The organism is Pseudomonas thivervalensis (assembly GCF_001269655.1).
Taxonomy (GTDB): Bacteria; Pseudomonadota; Gammaproteobacteria; order Pseudomonadales; family Pseudomonadaceae; genus Aquipseudomonas; species Aquipseudomonas thivervalensis.
The window spans coordinates 556895-573912 of record NZ_LHVE01000001.1; the positions used below are offsets into that span (position 1 = coordinate 556895).

General features: G+C 62.5%; 17 protein-coding genes. 1 reads left to right on the forward strand and 16 read right to left on the reverse strand.

Annotated elements, in window-relative coordinates; genetic code table 11:
* Window positions 1-2 precede the first annotated feature (2 nt).
* The 11 genes from ureC to urtA form a co-directional block, all read right to left on the reverse strand.
* On the reverse strand, window positions 3-1703 hold the full coding sequence (gene ureC / locus AD659_RS02335; RefSeq protein WP_053117999.1) for an urease subunit alpha: 1701 nt from the start codon (window positions 1701-1703) through the stop codon (window positions 3-5).
* 140 nt (window positions 1704-1843) lie between these two features.
* Window positions 1844-2152: an urease subunit beta gene (locus AD659_RS02340; protein WP_003186307.1), complete on the reverse strand. Its 309-nt coding sequence runs from the start codon at window positions 2150-2152 to the stop codon at window positions 1844-1846.
* Window positions 2149-2682 carry a GNAT family N-acetyltransferase gene (locus AD659_RS02345; RefSeq protein ID WP_053118001.1) on the reverse strand — a complete coding sequence of 178 codons (534 nt, stop codon included), beginning with the start codon at window positions 2680-2682 and terminating at the stop codon, window positions 2149-2151. The genes AD659_RS02340 and AD659_RS02345 overlap by 4 nt, the downstream gene beginning before the upstream one ends.
* Window positions 2683-2687: 5 nt before the next feature.
* Window positions 2688-3221, reverse strand: a complete 534-nt coding sequence (locus AD659_RS02350) for a GNAT family N-acetyltransferase (RefSeq protein ID WP_053118002.1) — start codon at window positions 3219-3221, stop codon at window positions 2688-2690.
* A 9-nt stretch (window positions 3222-3230) separates the two neighbouring features.
* Window positions 3231-3533: an urease subunit gamma gene (gene ureA / locus AD659_RS02355; RefSeq protein WP_003197350.1), complete on the reverse strand. Its 303-nt coding sequence runs from the start codon at window positions 3531-3533 to the stop codon at window positions 3231-3233.
* Window positions 3534-3682: 149 nt separating this feature from the next.
* Entirely contained in the window at window positions 3683-4525 is an 843-nt protein-coding gene (locus AD659_RS02360) for an urease accessory protein UreD (RefSeq protein ID WP_053118005.1), read from the reverse strand.
* Between the two features lie 30 nt (window positions 4526-4555).
* Entirely contained in the window at window positions 4556-5254 is a 699-nt protein-coding gene (gene urtE / locus AD659_RS02365) for an urea ABC transporter ATP-binding subunit UrtE (protein ID WP_053118007.1), read from the reverse strand.
* 169 nt (window positions 5255-5423) lie between these two features.
* Window positions 5424-6284, reverse strand: a complete 861-nt coding sequence (gene urtD / locus AD659_RS02370; RefSeq protein WP_053118009.1) for an urea ABC transporter ATP-binding protein UrtD — start codon at window positions 6282-6284, stop codon at window positions 5424-5426.
* Complete coding sequence (gene urtC / locus AD659_RS02375; protein WP_053118012.1) at window positions 6281-7360, reverse strand: urea ABC transporter permease subunit UrtC; 1080 nt, start codon at window positions 7358-7360, stop codon at window positions 6281-6283. The genes urtD and urtC overlap by 4 nt, the downstream gene beginning before the upstream one ends.
* Window positions 7360-8862, reverse strand: a complete 1503-nt coding sequence (gene urtB / locus AD659_RS02380) for an urea ABC transporter permease subunit UrtB (protein WP_053118014.1) — start codon at window positions 8860-8862, stop codon at window positions 7360-7362. The genes urtC and urtB overlap by 1 nt, the downstream gene beginning before the upstream one ends.
* A 99-nt stretch (window positions 8863-8961) precedes the next feature.
* Entirely contained in the window at window positions 8962-10227 is a 1266-nt protein-coding gene (urtA, locus tag AD659_RS02385; protein WP_025211599.1) for an urea ABC transporter substrate-binding protein, read from the reverse strand.
* A gap of 273 nt (window positions 10228-10500) precedes the next feature.
* On the opposite strand from urtA, the gene AD659_RS02390 reads away from it, so the two are divergent.
* Window positions 10501-12036, forward strand: a complete 1536-nt coding sequence (locus tag AD659_RS02390) for a class I SAM-dependent methyltransferase (RefSeq protein WP_082343498.1) — start codon at window positions 10501-10503, stop codon at window positions 12034-12036.
* A gap of 56 nt (window positions 12037-12092) precedes the next feature.
* On the opposite strand, the gene AD659_RS02395 is transcribed toward AD659_RS02390, so the two are convergent.
* From AD659_RS02395 to AD659_RS02415, 5 genes are all read right to left on the reverse strand, one after another.
* On the reverse strand, window positions 12093-12392 hold the full coding sequence (locus tag AD659_RS02395) for a 7(1) septoil knot domain-containing protein (protein WP_053118018.1): 300 nt from the start codon (window positions 12390-12392) through the stop codon (window positions 12093-12095).
* A gap of 114 nt (window positions 12393-12506) precedes the next feature.
* Entirely contained in the window at window positions 12507-13517 is a 1011-nt protein-coding gene (locus AD659_RS02400) for a FecCD family ABC transporter permease (RefSeq protein ID WP_053118020.1), read from the reverse strand.
* Window positions 13514-14461, reverse strand: coding sequence for an ABC transporter substrate-binding protein (locus AD659_RS02405; protein WP_053118022.1), 948 nt, complete (start codon window positions 14459-14461; stop codon window positions 13514-13516). The genes AD659_RS02400 and AD659_RS02405 overlap by 4 nt, the downstream gene beginning before the upstream one ends.
* Window positions 14458-15246 (reverse strand): ABC transporter ATP-binding protein, encoded by a 789-nt coding sequence (locus AD659_RS02410; protein ID WP_053118024.1) that lies wholly within the window; start codon window positions 15244-15246, stop codon window positions 14458-14460. Before AD659_RS02410 ends, AD659_RS02405 begins: the two co-directional genes overlap by 4 nt.
* A gap of 201 nt (window positions 15247-15447) precedes the next feature.
* Complete coding sequence (locus tag AD659_RS02415; protein WP_053118027.1) at window positions 15448-16827, reverse strand: PepSY-associated TM helix domain-containing protein; 1380 nt, start codon at window positions 16825-16827, stop codon at window positions 15448-15450.
* Between the last annotated feature and the right edge of the window lie 191 nt (window positions 16828-17018).

Sequence of the window (17018 nt, forward strand, 5' to 3'; positions counted from 1 at the left end):
GTTCAAAACAGGAAATAACGCTGCGCCATCGGCAGCACTTCCGCCGGTTCGCACCACAGCAACACGCCGTCGGCCTTGACCTGGTAAGTCTGCGGGTCGACGTCGATGCTCGGCAGGTAATCGTTGTGGATCAGGTCGGTCTTCTGCACGTCGCGGCAGCCTTTGACCACGGCGATTCTTTTCTTCAGCCCCAGCTGTTCCGGCAACCCGGCCTCGGCGGCGGCCTGGCTGATGAAGGTCAGGCTGGTGGCATGCCGTGAGCCGCCGTAGCTTGCGAACATCGGTCGGTAGTGCACCGGTTGCGGCGTCGGGATCGAGGCGTTGGCGTCGCCCATCAGGCTGGCGGCAATCGCTCCGCCCTTGAGGATCAGCGTCGGCTTGACGCCGAAGAACGCCGGGCGCCACAGCACCAGGTCGGCCCACTTGCCCACTTCGATGGAACCCACTTCATGGCTGATGCCGTGGGTGATCGCCGGGTTGATGGTGTACTTGGCGATGTAGCGCTTGATGCGGAAATTGTCGTTGCCTTCGCCGTCGCCGGGCAGGGCGCCGCGTTGCTTCTTCATTTTGTCGGCGGTCTGCCAGGTGCGCGTGATGACTTCGCCGACGCGGCCCATGGCCTGGCTGTCGGAGCTGATCATCGAGAAGGCGCCGAGGTCGTGGAGGATGTCTTCGGCGGCGATGGTCTCGCGACGAATGCGGCTTTCGGCGAACGCTACGTCCTCGGCAATGCTTGGGTCCAGGTGATGGCAGACCATCAGCATGTCCAGGTGTTCGTCGATGGTGTTGCGGGTGAACGGCCGGGTCGGGTTGGTGGAACTGGGCAGCACGTTGGGGAAACCGCAGGCCTTGATGATGTCCGGCGCGTGACCGCCACCGGCGCCTTCGGTGTGGTAGGTGTGGATGGTGCGACCCTTGAACGCGGCCAGGGTGGTTTCGACGAAGCCAGATTCATTGAGGGTGTCGGTGTGGATCGCCACCTGCACGTCGAACTGGTCGGCGACGCTGAGGCAGTTGTCGATGGCCGCCGGCGTGGTGCCCCAGTCTTCGTGCAGCTTAAGACCGATGGCCCCGGCCTTGACCTGTTCGATCAACGGCTCCGGCAGGCTGGCGTTGCCCTTGCCGGTGAAGCCGATGTTCATCGGGAAGGCATCAGCGGCCTGGAGCATGCGCGCCAGGTGCCACGGCCCGGACGTGCAGGTGGTGGCGTTGGTCCCGGTGGCCGGGCCCGTGCCGCCGCCGATCATGGTGGTGACGCCGCTCATCAGCGCCTCTTCGATCTGCTGTGGGCAGATGAAGTGGATGTGGGTGTCGATGCCGCCGGCGGTGAGGATCATGCCTTCACCAGCAATCACTTCGGTGCTGGCGCCGATGGCGATGGTCACGTCGGGCTGGATGTCCGGGTTGCCGGCCTTGCCAATGGCTGCGATGCGTCCGTCCTTGAGGCCGACATCGGCCTTGACGATGCCCCAGTGGTCGATGATCAGTGCGTTGGTGATCAAGGTGTCGACGACCTCGGCGGCCAGCAGCTGGCTCTGGCCCATGCCATCGCGAATCACCTTGCCGCCGCCGAACTTCACTTCTTCGCCGTAGGTGGTGAAGTCCTTTTCCACTTCGATCCACAACTCGGTGTCGGCCAGGCGGACCTTGTCGCCGACGGTGGGGCCGAACATGTCGGCGTAGGCTTGTCTCGAAATCTTCATGTGCTCGCCTTGAGGTTCTTAAGTCGTATGCAGTCCATTGTGGCGAGGGAGCTTGCTCCCGCAGGGTCGCGCAGCGGCCCTGGGTTTTTGGGGCTGCTGCGCAGCCCAGCGGGAGCAAGCTCCCTCGCCACAGAGGCGCTTCAGTCCAGGTCGCCCATGACCCGCCCGGCAAACCCGAACACCCGGCGGTGCCCGGCCAGGTCCACCAACTCCACCTCGCGACTCTGGCCCGGTTCGAAGCGCACCGCAGTGCCGGCCGGGATGTTCAGGCGCATGCCACGGCTGGCGGCGCGGTCGAAGGTCAGGGCGTCGTTGGTCTCGAAAAAGTGATAGTGCGAGCCGACCTGGATCGGCCGGTCGCCGCTGTTGGCGACGTTCAGCGTGAGCGTGCGGCGGCCGACGTTGAGTTCGATGTCGCCAGGCTGCACCTGGTATTGCCCTGGAATCATTGCGGTTGCCCCAAAGTCTTGTAGTAAATGGCGGTCGGGCTGTAGGTGCCGTCCGGGCTCTGGCAGTAGTCGGGCAGTTCACCAACGCGGGTGTAGCCCATGGCGCGGTAGAACGCTTCGGCCTCGGAACCGGCCTCGGTGTCGAGGTACAGCAGGCCACGTTTGTGCTGACGAGCGCCGAGTTCCAGGGCGCTCATCAATTGCTGGCCCAGGCCCCGGCGGCGCGCCTCGCCGCGCACCAGCAGCTTCTGCACTTCGGCACGGTTGAGCCCGTTGGGCTTCTGGCACAGGGCAAGCTGGACGCTGGCCTGCACTTGTTCATCCTTGACCACCACCCACAGCAGCAGGTGGCCCTGGTTGAGGCTGGCCTGGACCTCGTCGAAATAGGCGCGGGCCTGGACGGCATCGAGGTCGGCCATGAACCCTACGCTGGCGCCGTAACCGACGGCGTCGAGCAACAGATCGATCAGGCCCTGGCGGTAATGGGCAAAGCTTTCGGCGTGGACTCGACGCAACTGGGCGGCGTTCATCGGTATCACTCCTTGTCGATGGCGGGCGGTGGCGCCCCGGGGTTGAGGACCAACTGCATGAACGTCAGGTCCAGCCAATGGCCGAACTTGGTGCCCACCTGAGGCATCTGCCCGGTGGTGACGAAGCCGGCCCGCTCATGCAGGCGAATCGAGGCCGCGTTGCCGCTTTCGATGGCGGCGACCATGACGTGTTTGTCGCAGGCCCTGGCGCGCTCGATCAGCGCGCTCATCAACACTGGGCCAAGGCCATTGCCTCGCTGGTCGTTGCGCACGTACACCGAATGCTCCACCGTATGGCGGAAGCCGTCGAACGGCCGCCAGTCGCCGAAGGAAGCGTAGCCGAGCACGTTGTCCTCGGCGTCGACGGCCACCAGCACCGGGTAGCCCTGGGTTTGCCGGGCGCTGAACCAGGCCTGGCGATTACCCAGGTCCACGGCTTGTTCGTTCCAGATCGCCGTGGTGTTGAGGACGGCGTCGTTGTAGATGTCGCGGATCGCCGGCAGGTCGGCGGCATGGGCGTCACGAACGTGGGCAGTCATGGCGTGGCCTCAGGCGATGGGTTGGTGGACGGTGACCAGTTTGGTGCCGTCGGGAAACGTCGCCTCCACCTGGATCTCCGGGATCATTTCCGGGATGCCCTCCATCACCTGCTCGCGGCTCAGCAACGTGGTGCCGTAATGCATCAGCTCGGCCACGGTCTGGCCGTCACGGGCGCCTTCCAGCAGCGCGGCGGAAATGTAGGCCATGGCTTCCGGGTAGTTGAGCTTCAAGCCCCGGGCCAGCCGCCGTTCGGCGACGAGGCCGGCGGTGAAAATCAGCAGCTTGTCTTTTTCGCGTGGGGTCAGGTCCATGTGCAATCCATAAGGGCAGATAAAGTTTCTTGCAGGAAACGCGTTCCACTGTGGGAGCGAGCCTGCTCGCGAAAGCGGTGTGTCAGTCAATATCCATGTTGAATGTGCCGTTGATTTCGCGAGCAGGCTCGCTCCCACAGTAGAAGTATTCAGGTACTCCAGATTCTCGGTGGCATGGCTTCTCTTCCGAGCAATGCAGGCCTGAGCAAGCGCCACAACTCAATCAACCACCCCCGCGCCAGCAACGCTTCGCTCGCCAGGCAGCGGGCCACGACCAGGCCGGGCAATTGGGTCAGGTCGCCGCGCACGGCATGGCCCAGGGATCGGCAGCGTTCCAGCAGCTCACTGTCGATCTCGCCGGTCACCAGCAACGTGGCGAACACCGGATCGCCGCCCAGCCCGATGGGCGAGTCGAGCAGCCCATCACCGCCGACAATGCGCTGGCGCTCATGCCACAGCAACTGGCCGTCGCGGCGAATGTCCAGCCGTGACTGAAAGTGCCCGAGGTCGAACCGCTCGCCGCTGGCCGGACGGCCGAGGGCAACCATGTCCCAGTAGAACAACCGGGCATCACCCTGTAGGTCGATGCGTGTGCTGAGCTCGGCCTGGGCCGCGCTGAACACGATGGTTTCCTGAGGCAGCCATTCCAGGGTCGCGCCGGGGGCCACGCTCAGGGTCAGTTGTTGATACGCCGGGCCCGCGGCGCGGTACCACTTGGCCGCGCCGGGGCTGGTCAGCTGCGCCCAGGCATCCGGGCCGACGTGGGCGGAGATGTCCAGGCTATCACCGCCGGCAATCCCGCCGGGGGGGTGGACGATGATGTGCTGGCACACCTCGGGGCCTTCGGCGTACAAGTGCTTCTGCACCCGCAGCGGGCCTTTGTGGCGGCGCTGTACCGGGCGTGTGCAATCGCCGAAGCGGGCATAGCCCAAGTCCAGCTCGGCATGCCAGCTGGGGGTGAACAGGGCTTGAGGCGATACAGGTAGATTCATGATTTTCTGATGATCGTCGGGACGCTAAGACTAGATCGTAACCAGCCCGCGCACACCCTCGGCTTCCATGTTTTCTCCGCGGCCCTGCTGTACGATCTCGCCCCGGGACATCACCAGGTACTGATCGGCCAGCTCGGCGGCGAAGTCGTAGAACTGTTCCACCAGCAAAATCGCCATGTCGCCCCGGGCCGCCAGTTTCTTGATCACCACGCCGATCTCCTTGATCACCGAAGGCTGGATGCCTTCGGTGGGTTCGTCGAGGATCAGCAGGCGCGGACGGCTGGCCAGGGCGCGGCCAATGGCGAGTTGCTGTTGCTGGCCGCCGGACAGGTCACCACCCCGGCGTTGTTTCATCTGCAGCAGCACCGGGAACAGTTCGTAGATGAATGCCGGCACTTCCTTGGCTTCTGAGCCAGGGAAGCGCGACAGACCCATCAGCAGGTTTTCTTCCACCGTCAGCCGGCCGAAAATTTCCCGGCCCTGGGGCACGTAGGCAATGCCGGCGTGCACCCGTTGGTGCGGCTTGAAGGTGGTGATGGGTTTGCCCTCCCAGTTTACCGCGCCTTCCTTGGCTGGCAGCAGGCCCATCAGGCATTTGAGCAGGGTGGTCTTGCCCACGCCGTTGCGCCCCAGCAGGCACGTCACTTCGCCGACCTTGGCGTCGAACGACAGGCCGCGCAGGATGTGGCTACCGCCGTAGTACTGGTGCAGCTTGTCGACTTGCAGCATGTTCCAGATTCTCCTTAGTGATCGTTCCCACGCTCGGCGTGGGAATGCATCCTGTGACGCTCTGCGTCACCATTGCGCAGGATTTGAACCCTGCGCAAACCAAGGGACGCGGAGCGTCCCTGGCGGCATTCCCACGCAGAGCGTGGGAACGATCAGGTCCGTGTCAGCCTCAGCGACCGAGATAGACCTCGATCACCCGCTCATTGTCCTGCACCTGTTCCAGCGACCCTTCGGCCAGCACGCTGCCCTGGTGCAGCACGGTGACGTGGTCGGCGATGGCGCCGACGAAGCCCATGTCGTGTTCCACCACCATCAGCGAATGCTTGCCCGCCAGGGACTTGAACAGCTCGGCGGTGAACTCGGTCTCGGCGTCGGTCATGCCCGCCACCGGTTCGTCGAGCAACAGCAGTTGCGGGTCCTGCACCAGCAGCATGCCGATCTCCAGGAACTGCTTCTGCCCGTGGGACAGCAGCCCGGCGGCGCGGTTGACCGAGGCGGTGAGACGGATGGTCTCGAGCACTTCGTCGATGCGGTCGTGCTGCTCGCCGGTCAATTTCGCCCGCAGGCTGGCCCACACCGATTTGTCAGTCTTGAGCGCCAGCTCCAGGTTCTCGAATACGCTCAGGGCTTCGAACACCGTCGGCTTCTGGAACTTGCGCCCGATGCCGGCCTGGGCGATCTCGACTTCGCTCATGGTCGTCAGGTCGAGGGTCTCGCCGAACCAGGCCTTGCCGTGGCTGGGCCGGGTCTTGCCGGTGATCACGTCCATCAGGGTGGTCTTGCCGGCGCCGTTGGGGCCGATGATGCAGCGCAATTCGCCGACGCCGATGTACAGGTTCAAATCGTTCAAGGCCTTGAAACCATCGAAACTGACGCTGATGTCTTCCAGGGTCAGGATGGTGCCGTGGCGGGTGTTCAGGCCCACGCCGGCCGCCTGGCCGAGGCCGATAGCGTCGCGGCTGCTGCCTTGATCTTTGTTGGGTTCAAGAATCGGTTCGAGCATGAAATCCGCCGTTGGAGTGATCCTCATTGTTCGCCCCTTTTCTTCAGCAGCCCGATCACACCTTTGGGCAGGTACAGGGTCACGACGATGAACAGGGCGCCGAGGAAGAACAGCCAATACTCAGGAAACGCCACGGTGAACCAGCTCTTCATGCCATTGACCACACCGGCGCCCAGCAACGGCCCGATCAACGTGCCGCGCCCGCCAAGGGCGACCCACACAGCGGCTTCGATGGAGTTGGTCGGCGACATTTCGCTGGGGTTGATGATGCCCACCTGCGGCACGTACAACGCCCCGGCCAGGCCACACAACACCGCGCTCAACACCCAGACGAACAGCTTGAAACCACGGGGATCGTAGCCGCAGAACATCAGGCGGTTTTCCGCGTCGCGCAGGGCGGTCAACACCCGCCCGAATTTGCTGTGGGCCAGGCGCCAGCCGATGAACAGGCTCGCCACCAGCAGCACCACCGTGGCGAAAAACAACACCGCCCGGGTGCCCGGCTCGGTGATGCCAAAGCCCAGGATCGAACGGAAATTGGTGAAGCCGTTGTTGCCGCCAAACCCGGTTTCGTTTCGGAAAAACAGGAGCATCCCGGCGAAGGTCAGGGCCTGGGTCATGATCGAGAAATACACGCCCTTGATCCGCGAGCGGAAGGCGAAGAAGCCGAACACCAGGGCCAGCAAACCCGGCGCCAACACCACCAGGCACATCGCCCAGAGGAAACTGTGGGTGCCGGCCCAGTACCAGGGCAACTCGGTCCACGACAAGAACGTCATGAACGCCGGCAAGCCATCGCCAGCGGCCTGGCGCATCAGGTACATGCCCATGGCGTAGCCACCCAGGGCGAAGAACAGGCCGTGGCCCAGGGAGAGCAAACCGGCGTAGCCCCAGACCAGGTCCAGCGCCAGGGCGACGATGGCGTAGCAGAGAATCTTGCCCACCAGGGTCAGGGTGTAGGCCGAGACGTGCAGCGGATGGTCCGCCGCCAGCAGCGACAGCAGCGGCAGGCTCAAGAGCACGGCCAGGATCAGCGCGCCGACGGCGAGGGTCACTTTGGGACCGGCCTTTTGCGTGGCCGTGAGCATCAGGGGCTGATTCATCAGTCGATTACCCGTCCTTTGAGCGCGAAGAGGCCTTGCGGACGCTTCTGGATGAACAGAATGATCAGCGCGAGGATCAGGATCTTGCCGAGCACGGCGCCGATCTGCGGTTCGAGGATCTTGTTGGCGATGCCCAGGCCGAACGCGGCGAACACACTGCCGGCCAACTGGCCGACGCCGCCGAGCACCACCACCAGGAACGAATCGATGATGTAGCTCTGGCCCAGGTCCGGGCCGACGTTGCCGATCTGGCTCAGGGCCACGCCGCCGAGCCCGGCGATGCCCGAGCCGAGGCCGAAGGCGAGCATGTCTACCCGCCCGGTGGGCACGCCGCAGCAAGCGGCCATGTTGCGATTCTGGGTCACCGCGCGGACGTTCAGGCCCAGGCGCGTCTTGTTCAGCAGCAGCCAGGTCAGCACCACCACGAACAGCGCGAAGGCGATGATCACGATGCGGTTGTACGGCAGCACCAGGTTCGGCAACACCTGGATTCCGCCCGACAGCCACGCCGGGTTGGCGACTTCGACGTTCTGCGCACCGAATACCAGGCGCACCAGTTGGATCAGCATCAGGCTGATGCCCCAGGTGGCGAGCAGGGTTTCCAGTGGCCGTCCGTAGAGGTGGCGGATCACCGTGCGTTCCAGGGCCATGCCGATGGCAGCGGTGATGAAAAATGCCACCGGCAGGGCGATCAGCGGATAGAACTCGATGGCGTTCGGGGCGAAGCGCTGGAACAGCATCTGCACCACATAAGTGGAATAGGCACCCAACATGAGCATCTCGCCGTGGGCCATGTTGATCACCCCCAGCAGGCCGAAGGTGATCGCCAGGCCGAGGGCGGCCAGCAGCAGAATCGAACCCAGGGACATGCCGCTGAAGGCCTGGCCCAGCAACTCGCCCACCAGGAGCTTGCGCTTGACCTGGCCGAGGCTGGTTTCGGCGGCGGTGCGCACGGCGGCATCGGTTTCGACGCCGGGTTCGAGCAGACCTTCCAGGCGGGTACGGGCCAACGGGTCGCCGGTTTCCCCCAGCAGGCGCACGGCGGCCAGGCGTACGTTCGGGTTGGTGTCCACCAGTTGCAGGTTCGCCAGGGCCAGGCTCAGGGCGGCGTGTACGTCTTCGTCCTGCTCGCCGGCCAATTGCCGATCGAGAAAGGCCAGTTGCGCCGGGCGAGCACTTTTTTGCAATTGCTGCGCGGCGGCCAGGCGTACGCGGGCATCGACGGCGAGCAGTTGATGACTGGCGAGCGCGGTTTCGATCAGCCCGCGCAAGCGGTTGTTCAGGCGCAGGGTCTTGGGTTGGCCGTCGACGGTCAACTGGCCTTGTTGCAGGGCGTTGATCAGCTCGACGCGCTCAGGCTCAGGCTGCGCGGCCCAGGTTTCCAGCAGTTTGGCCTGCTGGGTCGGGTTGGCGGCGACGAAGTCTTCGGCGTCGCCGGCGTGGGCGGCCAGTGGCAACAGCAGCACCAGGGCGAGGATGAGGCGGTAAAGGGCGGTGGGCATATTGTTGGCCTTGCGCAAACTTTTTTTGTGGGAGCGAGCCTGCTCGCTCCCACAAGGGATGGGTGTTGACCCCTAGATTCAGGGCCGACACCCATGGGCTCAGTTGCTCTTCACCGCATAGTCAGGCTTCTTGTCGTTGCCGGCGATGAACGGGCTCCACGGTTGCGCGCGGATCGGCCCTTCGGTCTGCCAGACCACGTTGAACTGACCGTCGGCCTGGATCTCGCCGATCATCACTGGCTTGTGCAGGTGATGGTTGGTCTTGTCCATGGTCAGGGTATAGCCCGACGGTGCGGCGAAGGTCTGGCCGGCGAGGGCTTCGCGGACTTTGTCGACGTCGGTGGACTTGGCTTTTTCCACCGCTTGCGCCCACATGTGGATGCCGACGTAAGTGGCTTCCATCGGGTCGTTGGTCACCGCTTTGTCGGCGCCTGGCAGGTTCTTGGCCTTGGCGTAGGCTTTCCAGGAGTCGACGAATTTCTTGTTCGCCGGGTTATCCACGGACTCGAAGTAGTTCCACGCCGCCAAGTTGCCCACCAGTGGCTTGGTGTCGATGCCGCGTAGTTCCTCTTCGCCCACCGAGAACGCCACGACCGGTACATCGGTGGCCTTCAGGCCCTGATTCGCCAGTTCTTTGTAGAACGGCACGTTGGAGTCGCCGTTGACCGTGGAGATGACAGCGGTCTTGCCGCCGGCCGAGAATTTCTTGATGTTGGCCACGATGGTCTGGTAATCGCTGTGGCCGAACGGGGTGTAGACCTCTTCGATGTCCTTGTCCGCCACGCCTTTGGAGTGCAGGAACGAACGCAGGATCTTGTTGGTGGTGCGCGGGTAGACGTAGTCGGTGCCCAGCAGGAAGTAGCGCTTGGCGCTGCCACCTTCTTCGCTCATCAGGTATTCCACTGCCGGAATCGCCTGCTGGTTCGGCGCTGCGCCGGTGTAGAACACGTTTGGCGACATCTCTTCGCCTTCGTATTGCACCGGGTAGAACAGCAGCCCATTGAGTTCTTCGAACACCGGCAACACCGATTTACGCGACACCGAGGTCCAGCAGCCGAACACCACGGCAACCTTGTCCTGGGTCAGCAACTGGCGGCCCTTTTCGGCGAACAGCGGCCAGTTCGACGCCGGGTCCACGACCACCGCTTCAAGCTTCTTGCCGTTGACTCCACCCTTGGCGTTGATCTCGTCGATGGTCATCAGCGCCATGTCCTTGAGGGACGTCTCGGAGATCGCCATGGTGCCGGACAGCGAATGCAGGATGCCGACCTTGATGGTCTCGGCGGCCTGGACGGTCCAGGCCATGCCCATCGCGGCAATGCTTGCCGAGAGTGTAAAAGCCTTGATCAAGCTACGACGCTTCATTGTGCGATCTCCGTGGACTTATGAGTTTTTTTGGATGGCAGATGCAAACGCTGAAGGCGCTTTTGCAAGGGGTGTGCCCGGTTGGGCAGAGGCTTTGAAATGCGGGGTTATCGGGGGGGGAGGAAAATGACGATGCACCATCAACGACCACTTCGCGGGTGCTGGTGCAATATGGCGCTCCGCATTGGGGCGCGGATGTGGATTAATTCAAGGTGAGATTTTCGACCGCCCGACTATGCTGATTCTTTTGCCATTTGAAGTGGGGCAATCCGTTTGAATGACACCAGCGTTGCAAGTTATTTTCTGCTCGACGATACGGCGGTTTTTGACGTGCTGCCTGAAGTTAAACTGGCCGGGCATCCGCAATGGATGCATGTGACGCATTTAAGAGAAGGACGGTATTCGCTGGTGCTCACCGCTGGAGAACACCTTCGAAGCAGCCAGCTGAATGTGTTTTCCGATTCAAGACTCTACATTCGCTTTTCGGCGGCTCTGCCCAGTATCAGTTTGGATGGGCTCACGTGCTCAGCTGTTTTTTTTGATGAGGCAAGTCAAACCGAGTTTCAACTTGGGGTGTTTCATGTCTGCGGAGGGCAGTCGCCGTCGGAATGGAGGACGGTCGATTTGGATCTGGCTTGGCTGGCAGGGAAAGGTGGCCGTCTCTCGGTAACGTGTGGACCGGGGGCGGAGAATGATCCTACAGCTGACTGGCTGGCAATATCGGATTTGTGCGTCGCCAGAGAGGGAGAGATGAAGTCTCTTCTGGCGAAAACACACCATCCAATGCGCATGAAAAACGAGATCGCACACTTCAGTAGCGTCTATCGGAATGAGTTCTATGCAAACGTTCAGGAGCGACAGAGTGAAGCTGCGATGGGCGTTGCTCGCAGCGTTCGCCAATTAAATGGACTGGCTCATTCGAAAGAGTGTGGTGCGCAGGCTGACATGGTCATTTTGGAGCCGTTTGGAGGAGAGGCCGCCTACGCTTATGCGACGCGTGTCCTGAGGGCGAACGTCCCGGAAACGCCGCCTGATTTTCAGGCGAGGCTACGCCAGAAAGTCACGGACCACGGGGCAATAAAGGTCTTGTCAATCTGCAGTGGCGCCGCGCGGATAGAGGCTGGCTTGTCAGCGGCTGTTCCCGAAGGCGTGGAATGGTCATTGCTGGATATCAATGAAGACCTGCTCCAAATCGCGGCAAAGCAGTTTCCGCCAGGGATCGGTCTCGATTTGATCGTGGCGGATGCGAATAACCTGGTGCCGACCGGTGAACAGTGGGATGTCATTATTTGTGTTTCGGCGTTGCATCATTTGGTAGCGCTGGAAAAGGTCATGCTCTTTATCTCCCGTAGTTTGAAAAGCGAGGGAGAGTTCTGGAGTGTGGGGGAGGCCGTGGGACGTAATGGCAACCGCTTGTGGCCCGACGCAATAATTGCCGCTGACGCAGCATTCTCTTCCTTGCCGGCGCGCTACCGATTAAATGCCGATACCCAGGTTGTCGATGCTGTCATTCCAGACAAGGACCATTCGATTGGGTGTTTCGAGGGGATTCGAAGCGAGGAGATTACCGCGCTTCTTGAACGTTGGCTGAAGCCGGTAGACGTTTACCGCACCAACTGCTTCCTCTGGCGAATGGTGAATCTTGCCTACAGTGGAAACTTCAATCTTGAAGAGGCTGAAGATCGGGCGTTGGTCATCGATATGGTTCGAGCGGAGCTTGAGCATTTTCGAAATGGAGGTCTTGGAACCGAGCTGTTTGGCGTCTATAAAAAGAAACATCTCTTCAACGATGGCGCATCAGACCAATGAAGCGCAAACACCTACGGTTGTTGGGTGGGCAAGTGCTTGCGCGACATGGGTAAGGGTCAGTTTACTTCCGGCCAGGATTCCACATATTTGATGGTGAAGTCTGGATAGGAATCAACCATCTGGATTTTGTAATCGGGGTACTGATCTACAATTTGCCATTTACCGACCGAGTCGGGCCACTGGGTCACTTTTTTAACATCCAGATCGGGCCAGGAGTTGTCGATCTTCACCTTGTAGTCGGGGTAAGAATCGACGAACTGGATTTTGCCGTAGATCTTCGATACATCGACCTTCGTGTCCGCGAAGGCTGCGCTGGAACCGAGTACCAGCAACGACAGTAAGACTTTTTTAAACATGACGCTCATCCTGAGAGTTGACGGCGCACAGTCTAAGTGTCGGCTCGACCCTTGGGTATAGGATGATGCTCGCAGTCGCGAGTAAATTCACTCCACGGCGATTGATTGGGTGGATCAGCGGCGGCGCATCAGCCCGATGAAGAACAGTCCGCCGATGGCTGCGGTAGCGACCCCGATCGGCAAGTCCTCCGGCGCGATCAGCGTGCGAGCTGCCACGTCCACCCACACCAGGAACAGGCTGCCGAGCAGCACGCAGGCCGGAAGCAACCGACGATGCTCGGCGCCCACCAGGCGCCGGGCGATGTGCGGCACCATCAGCCCGACAAAACCAATCGAGCCGCTGATGGACACCAGCACGCCGGTCATCAGCGACGCAATCAGGAAGATCCATAGCCGCACCTTCGCCGCGTTCAGGCCCAGGGTCACGGCGGTCTGTTCACCCGCCATCAGCGCGTTCAGCGGCCGGGCCATGCCCAGCAGCAACACCAGTCCCAGCCCTACGCTGGCGGCCGGCACGGCCAGCAGTTCCCAGCGCGCCAGGCCCAGGCCGCCGAGCATCCAGAACATGACTGCCGAACTGGCGCGATGATCACCGAGGAACAACAGCAGATTGGCCGCGGCCATCATCACGAAAGACACCGCCACGCCACACAACAACAGACGATCACTCTCCAGGCGACCCTGGCGAGCAGCGATGGCCAATACCAGCAACATGCTCAGCAATGCGCCGATGAAGGCGGCCAGGGGCAGGGTCAGCAGGCCGATGATTTCACCGACATGCAAGACCACGATCACCGCTCCCAGGGTCGCGCCGGAGGTGACACCCAGTAGATGCGGGTCGGCCAGCGGGTTGCGCGTCACCGCTTGCAGCACCGCACCGATCAGCGCCAGCCCGGCACCGACCAGCGCGCCGAGTAGCAGGCGCGGGACGCGGATCAGCCAGACGATATGCTCCTGGCCGGGCGTCCAATAGACCTCGCCCACACCGAAGGCCTTGTGCAGCAGCAGATCCCAGACCACGGCCACCGGCACCCGCGCCGGCCCGAAGCCCAGGGACACCACGCATGACACCAGCAGCAGCGCGCCAAGGACCATCAGCAGGGCGGCGTAGCGACGATCATTCATTGACGGTGGAAACCCCGCGCCAGGGTTTGCACCGCCAACACGTTATCGATGCCCGGCGTGGCCTGCACGTAGGGGATCACAATGAAGCGTCGCTGCTGGATCGCTTCCACCGATTGCAGGGCCGGGTTGTCCAGCAAGAATTGCTGCTTCTGCTCGGCGCTGACTTCGCCGTAGTCGACGATCACGATCACCTGCGGGTTGCGCTCGACCACGTTCTCCCAGTTCACCCGCGTCCAACTGGTTTCCACGTCGTCGAGGATGTTGCGCCCGCCGGCCGCGTCGATCAGGGCCTGGGGCATGCCCAGGCGCCCGGAGGTCATGGCGCGGTCTTCGCCGCTGTCATAAAGGAACACCCGCGGTTGTTGGGTCGGCAGGTGCTTGCGTATTTCGGCCACCTGGGCCTGCATCGTCGCGATCAGCGCGTTGGCGCGGTCCTGCACATCGAAGATTTTGCCGAGGTTGCGCAGGTCGCTGTAGGTGTCCTCCAGGGAGGCCGCTGGACGCTTCATCACAAACGCACAGGATTCGGTCAACTCGTACACGTTGATGCCCAACGGTTGCAGGGTCTGCGGGGTCAGGTCGCCACCCACCCGCATGCCGTAGTCCCAGCCGGCGAAGAAGAAATCGACGTTGGCATTGAGCAGGGTTTCCACCGAGGGGTACTTGGCGGCCAGCTCCGGCAGGCCGTCGAGGATCTTCGCCAGCTCGGGCGTCACCGATTTCCAGCCACTGATGCCGCTGTAGCCGACCATGCGTGGCTTGAGCCCCAGTGCCAGCATCATCTGCGTCATGTTGATGTCATGGCTGACGGCGTGCCGAGGGGCCTCGTTGAACACCACCTGGCGGTTGCAGCTCTGGACCGTCAATGGGTAGCGGGTGGCTTCGGCCAGGGCATGGGCACTGCCCAGCAGCAAGGGCAGCAACAGCAGGGAACGCAAGGTCATGGTTGGGTTATCCAGGTGATTCGTGGGTAGCCGGACAGCGGATGTTCATCCACCAGGGCTTCGACGCTGAATACCTCGCGCAACAGCTCCGTGGTGAGAACGTCCTTGGGCGTGCCGCTGGCGACGATGCGTCCGTGTTCGATCACGTATAGACGGTCGCAAAAAGCGGCGGCCAGGTTCAGGTCGTGGAGGCTGGCAAGGGTGCCGATGCCCAGGCCCTTGATCAGTTGCAGCAATTGCAATTGATAGTGGGGGTCGAGGTGATTGGTCGGTTCGTCGAGGATCAGCAACTGCGGTTGCTGGGCCAGGGCGCGGGCGAGGATCACCCGTTGTTTTTCACCGCCCGAGAGCGTGGCGAAGGCATGGTCGCCAAAGCCTGCGAGCCCGGCCGATTCCAGTGCCTGGAGCACGAGCCGACGGTCGTCGTGATTGTCGCCGTCGAACAGGCCTTTGTGGGGCGTGCGGCCCATGGCGACCACTTCTTCCACCGTCAGGCCGAAGGCGTCGGGAAACTCTTGCAGCACCACGGCGATGCGCTGGGCGCACCAGCGCGAGGACTGTTTCCAGACGTTGTGATGCTCGAGTTTGACCTCGCCACTTTCCGGCCGGCTGAAGCGATAGGCGCAGCGCAACAGGCTGGTCTTGCCGCTGCCGTTGGGCCCGATCAACCCGACGAACTCCCCGGCTGTCACCTGTAGCGTGGCGTCACGCAGCTGGAACTGGTGATGACAATGGCCATGGCCCAGGGGCGTCCAGGCGAGGTGGGAGAGGGTTAGCGAGGTCATGCGTTCACTCAAATGATTGGATCGGAACCCCAGTCCATTGTGGGAGCGAGCCTGCTCGCGATAGCGGTGGGTCAGCCAACAAAGATGTCACTGACACACCGCTATCGCGAGCAGGCTCGCTCCCACAGGGATGGTGTTCATCGTTTGGAAAGCGGGCGCGATTGTAGAGGTTTCGCGCCGCCTTCCGTTAACGCACTGTCTTCAGCTTGAAGATGAAGCCGCTTCAGGCTGACGATTGAGCCGGGTGACAAGCCGATCCAGCGCCCAAACCACCACCAGCGAAGCCCCCACCAACGGGAACACCAGCGCCAGGGCGAGCATGATCACCACCCCGGTCTTCCACGTCGGCAGGTCGTGGCGCAGTGGCGGCACGCCGAACTTGCCTTGAGGTCGGCGCTTCCACCAGATGACCAGGCCACTCACGGCGCTGAGCAGGATCATCAGGCAAACCAGCAGCACGAGGATCTGGTTCACCGGGCCGAACATCTTGCCTTCGTGCAACATCACCCCGGTTTCGGTGGCGCGGGCCACGACGCTGTAATGCTCCCAGCGCACATCGGCCAGGACCTTGCCGGTGTACTGGTCCACGTGCAGGGTGGCGTCGTTGCGTGGGTCATCGGCGAACACGGCAATGGTGAACACGCCCGAGGCGGTCGTTGGAAACGTGATGCTGTAGCCGGGTTCGACCTGACGCTCGGTGGCGATATCCTGCACCGCTTGCAAGCTGACGGTCGGGGCGGCGGGGCCTTCGTGCATGCCGCCGTGGGCCATGTGTTCGGCATGGTCGCCGGACATCGGCATCGGCGTATTTTCCATTGCCCACGGCACGGTCTGGCGGTGGGCGTTGTTGAGGCTGCCGGCCTCGACGTCGGACTTGGGCACGTCGTTCCACATCGCCGCCGGGAAGCGGTTCCAGAGGTCCGCGTATTGCTTGCCCCAGAAGCCGGTCCAGGTCATGCCGCTGAGCAGCATCACCAGCAGGAACGCCGCCCCCCAGAAGCCGACGACGACGTGCAGGTCACGCCAGAACAACCGACCGCGTGCGCTCCAGCGCGGCCACAGCACACCGGCCGATGATTGTCCGCGCGGCCACCACAGGTACAGGCCGGAGACCACCAGCACCACGCCCCAGCCGGCGGCCATTTCCACCAGCCGGTCGCCGACGGTACCGATCAGCAACTCGCCGTGGATCGCCCGGGCCATGGCTTGCAGGTTGCTCTTGGCATCCTGCTCGCCGAGGACGTCGCCGTGGTACGGGTCGATGAACACATTCAGTTCCCGCCCCTTGTCGATCACCACGAATTGCGCGCTGCGCTCGGCATTGACCGCAGGCAGGTACTGTTTGACCTGGCCTTCAGGGTAGGCCTGGCGGACCTGCTTGAGCAGGTCGTCCGCCGCCAGGGCGTGATGACTGGCCGGCACGTTCAGTAAGTCGCCGTACATCAATGGATCGAGTTGCGGCTTGAACAGGTAGATGATGCCGGTCAGGGCCAGCATCACCATGAACGGCGCGACAAACAGCCCGGCATAGAAATGCCAGCGCCAGGCCAGGTTGTAGAAGTTCGGTTTCGGTTGGCTCATTGCAAAGCGCTCCGCAGGCAAATTGTGTCGTTATGTTGTGCGGTTGCCAGGCAACCGATAAGCAGGGAGCCTTAAACACAGACCCCGTGGCGAGGGAGCTTGCTCCCGCTGGACTGCGCAGCAGTCCCTGGCTTTTTGCGGTTGCTACGCAACCGAGCGGGAGCAAGCTCCCTCGCCACAAGGTCAGGTGT

Coding starts and splice junctions, on each gene's coding strand:
- ureC (WP_053117999.1), bottom strand. CDS start 1,703: ATGAAGATTTCGAGACAAGCCTACGCCGACATGTTCGGCCCCACCGTC.
- AD659_RS02340 (WP_003186307.1), bottom strand. CDS start 2,152: ATGATTCCAGGGCAATACCAGGTGCAGCCTGGCGACATCGAACTCAAC.
- AD659_RS02345 (WP_053118001.1), bottom strand. CDS start 2,682: ATGAACGCCGCCCAGTTGCGTCGAGTCCACGCCGAAAGCTTTGCCCAT.
- AD659_RS02350 (WP_053118002.1), bottom strand. CDS start 3,221: ATGACTGCCCACGTTCGTGACGCCCATGCCGCCGACCTGCCGGCGATC.
- ureA (WP_003197350.1), bottom strand. CDS start 3,533: ATGGACCTGACCCCACGCGAAAAAGACAAGCTGCTGATTTTCACCGCC.
- AD659_RS02360 (WP_053118005.1), bottom strand. CDS start 4,525: ATGAATCTACCTGTATCGCCTCAAGCCCTGTTCACCCCCAGCTGGCAT.
- urtE (WP_053118007.1), bottom strand. CDS start 5,254: ATGCTGCAAGTCGACAAGCTGCACCAGTACTACGGCGGTAGCCACATC.
- urtD (WP_053118009.1), bottom strand. CDS start 6,284: ATGAGGATCACTCCAACGGCGGATTTCATGCTCGAACCGATTCTTGAA.
- urtC (WP_053118012.1), bottom strand. CDS start 7,360: ATGAATCAGCCCCTGATGCTCACGGCCACGCAAAAGGCCGGTCCCAAA.
- urtB (WP_053118014.1), bottom strand. CDS start 8,862: ATGCCCACCGCCCTTTACCGCCTCATCCTCGCCCTGGTGCTGCTGTTG.
- urtA (WP_025211599.1), bottom strand. CDS start 10,227: ATGAAGCGTCGTAGCTTGATCAAGGCTTTTACACTCTCGGCAAGCATT.
- AD659_RS02395 (WP_053118018.1), bottom strand. CDS start 12,392: ATGTTTAAAAAAGTCTTACTGTCGTTGCTGGTACTCGGTTCCAGCGCA.
- AD659_RS02400 (WP_053118020.1), bottom strand. CDS start 13,517: ATGAATGATCGTCGCTACGCCGCCCTGCTGATGGTCCTTGGCGCGCTG.
- AD659_RS02405 (WP_053118022.1), bottom strand. CDS start 14,461: ATGACCTTGCGTTCCCTGCTGTTGCTGCCCTTGCTGCTGGGCAGTGCC.
- AD659_RS02410 (WP_053118024.1), bottom strand. CDS start 15,246: ATGACCTCGCTAACCCTCTCCCACCTCGCCTGGACGCCCCTGGGCCAT.
- AD659_RS02415 (WP_053118027.1), bottom strand. CDS start 16,827: ATGAGCCAACCGAAACCGAACTTCTACAACCTGGCCTGGCGCTGGCAT.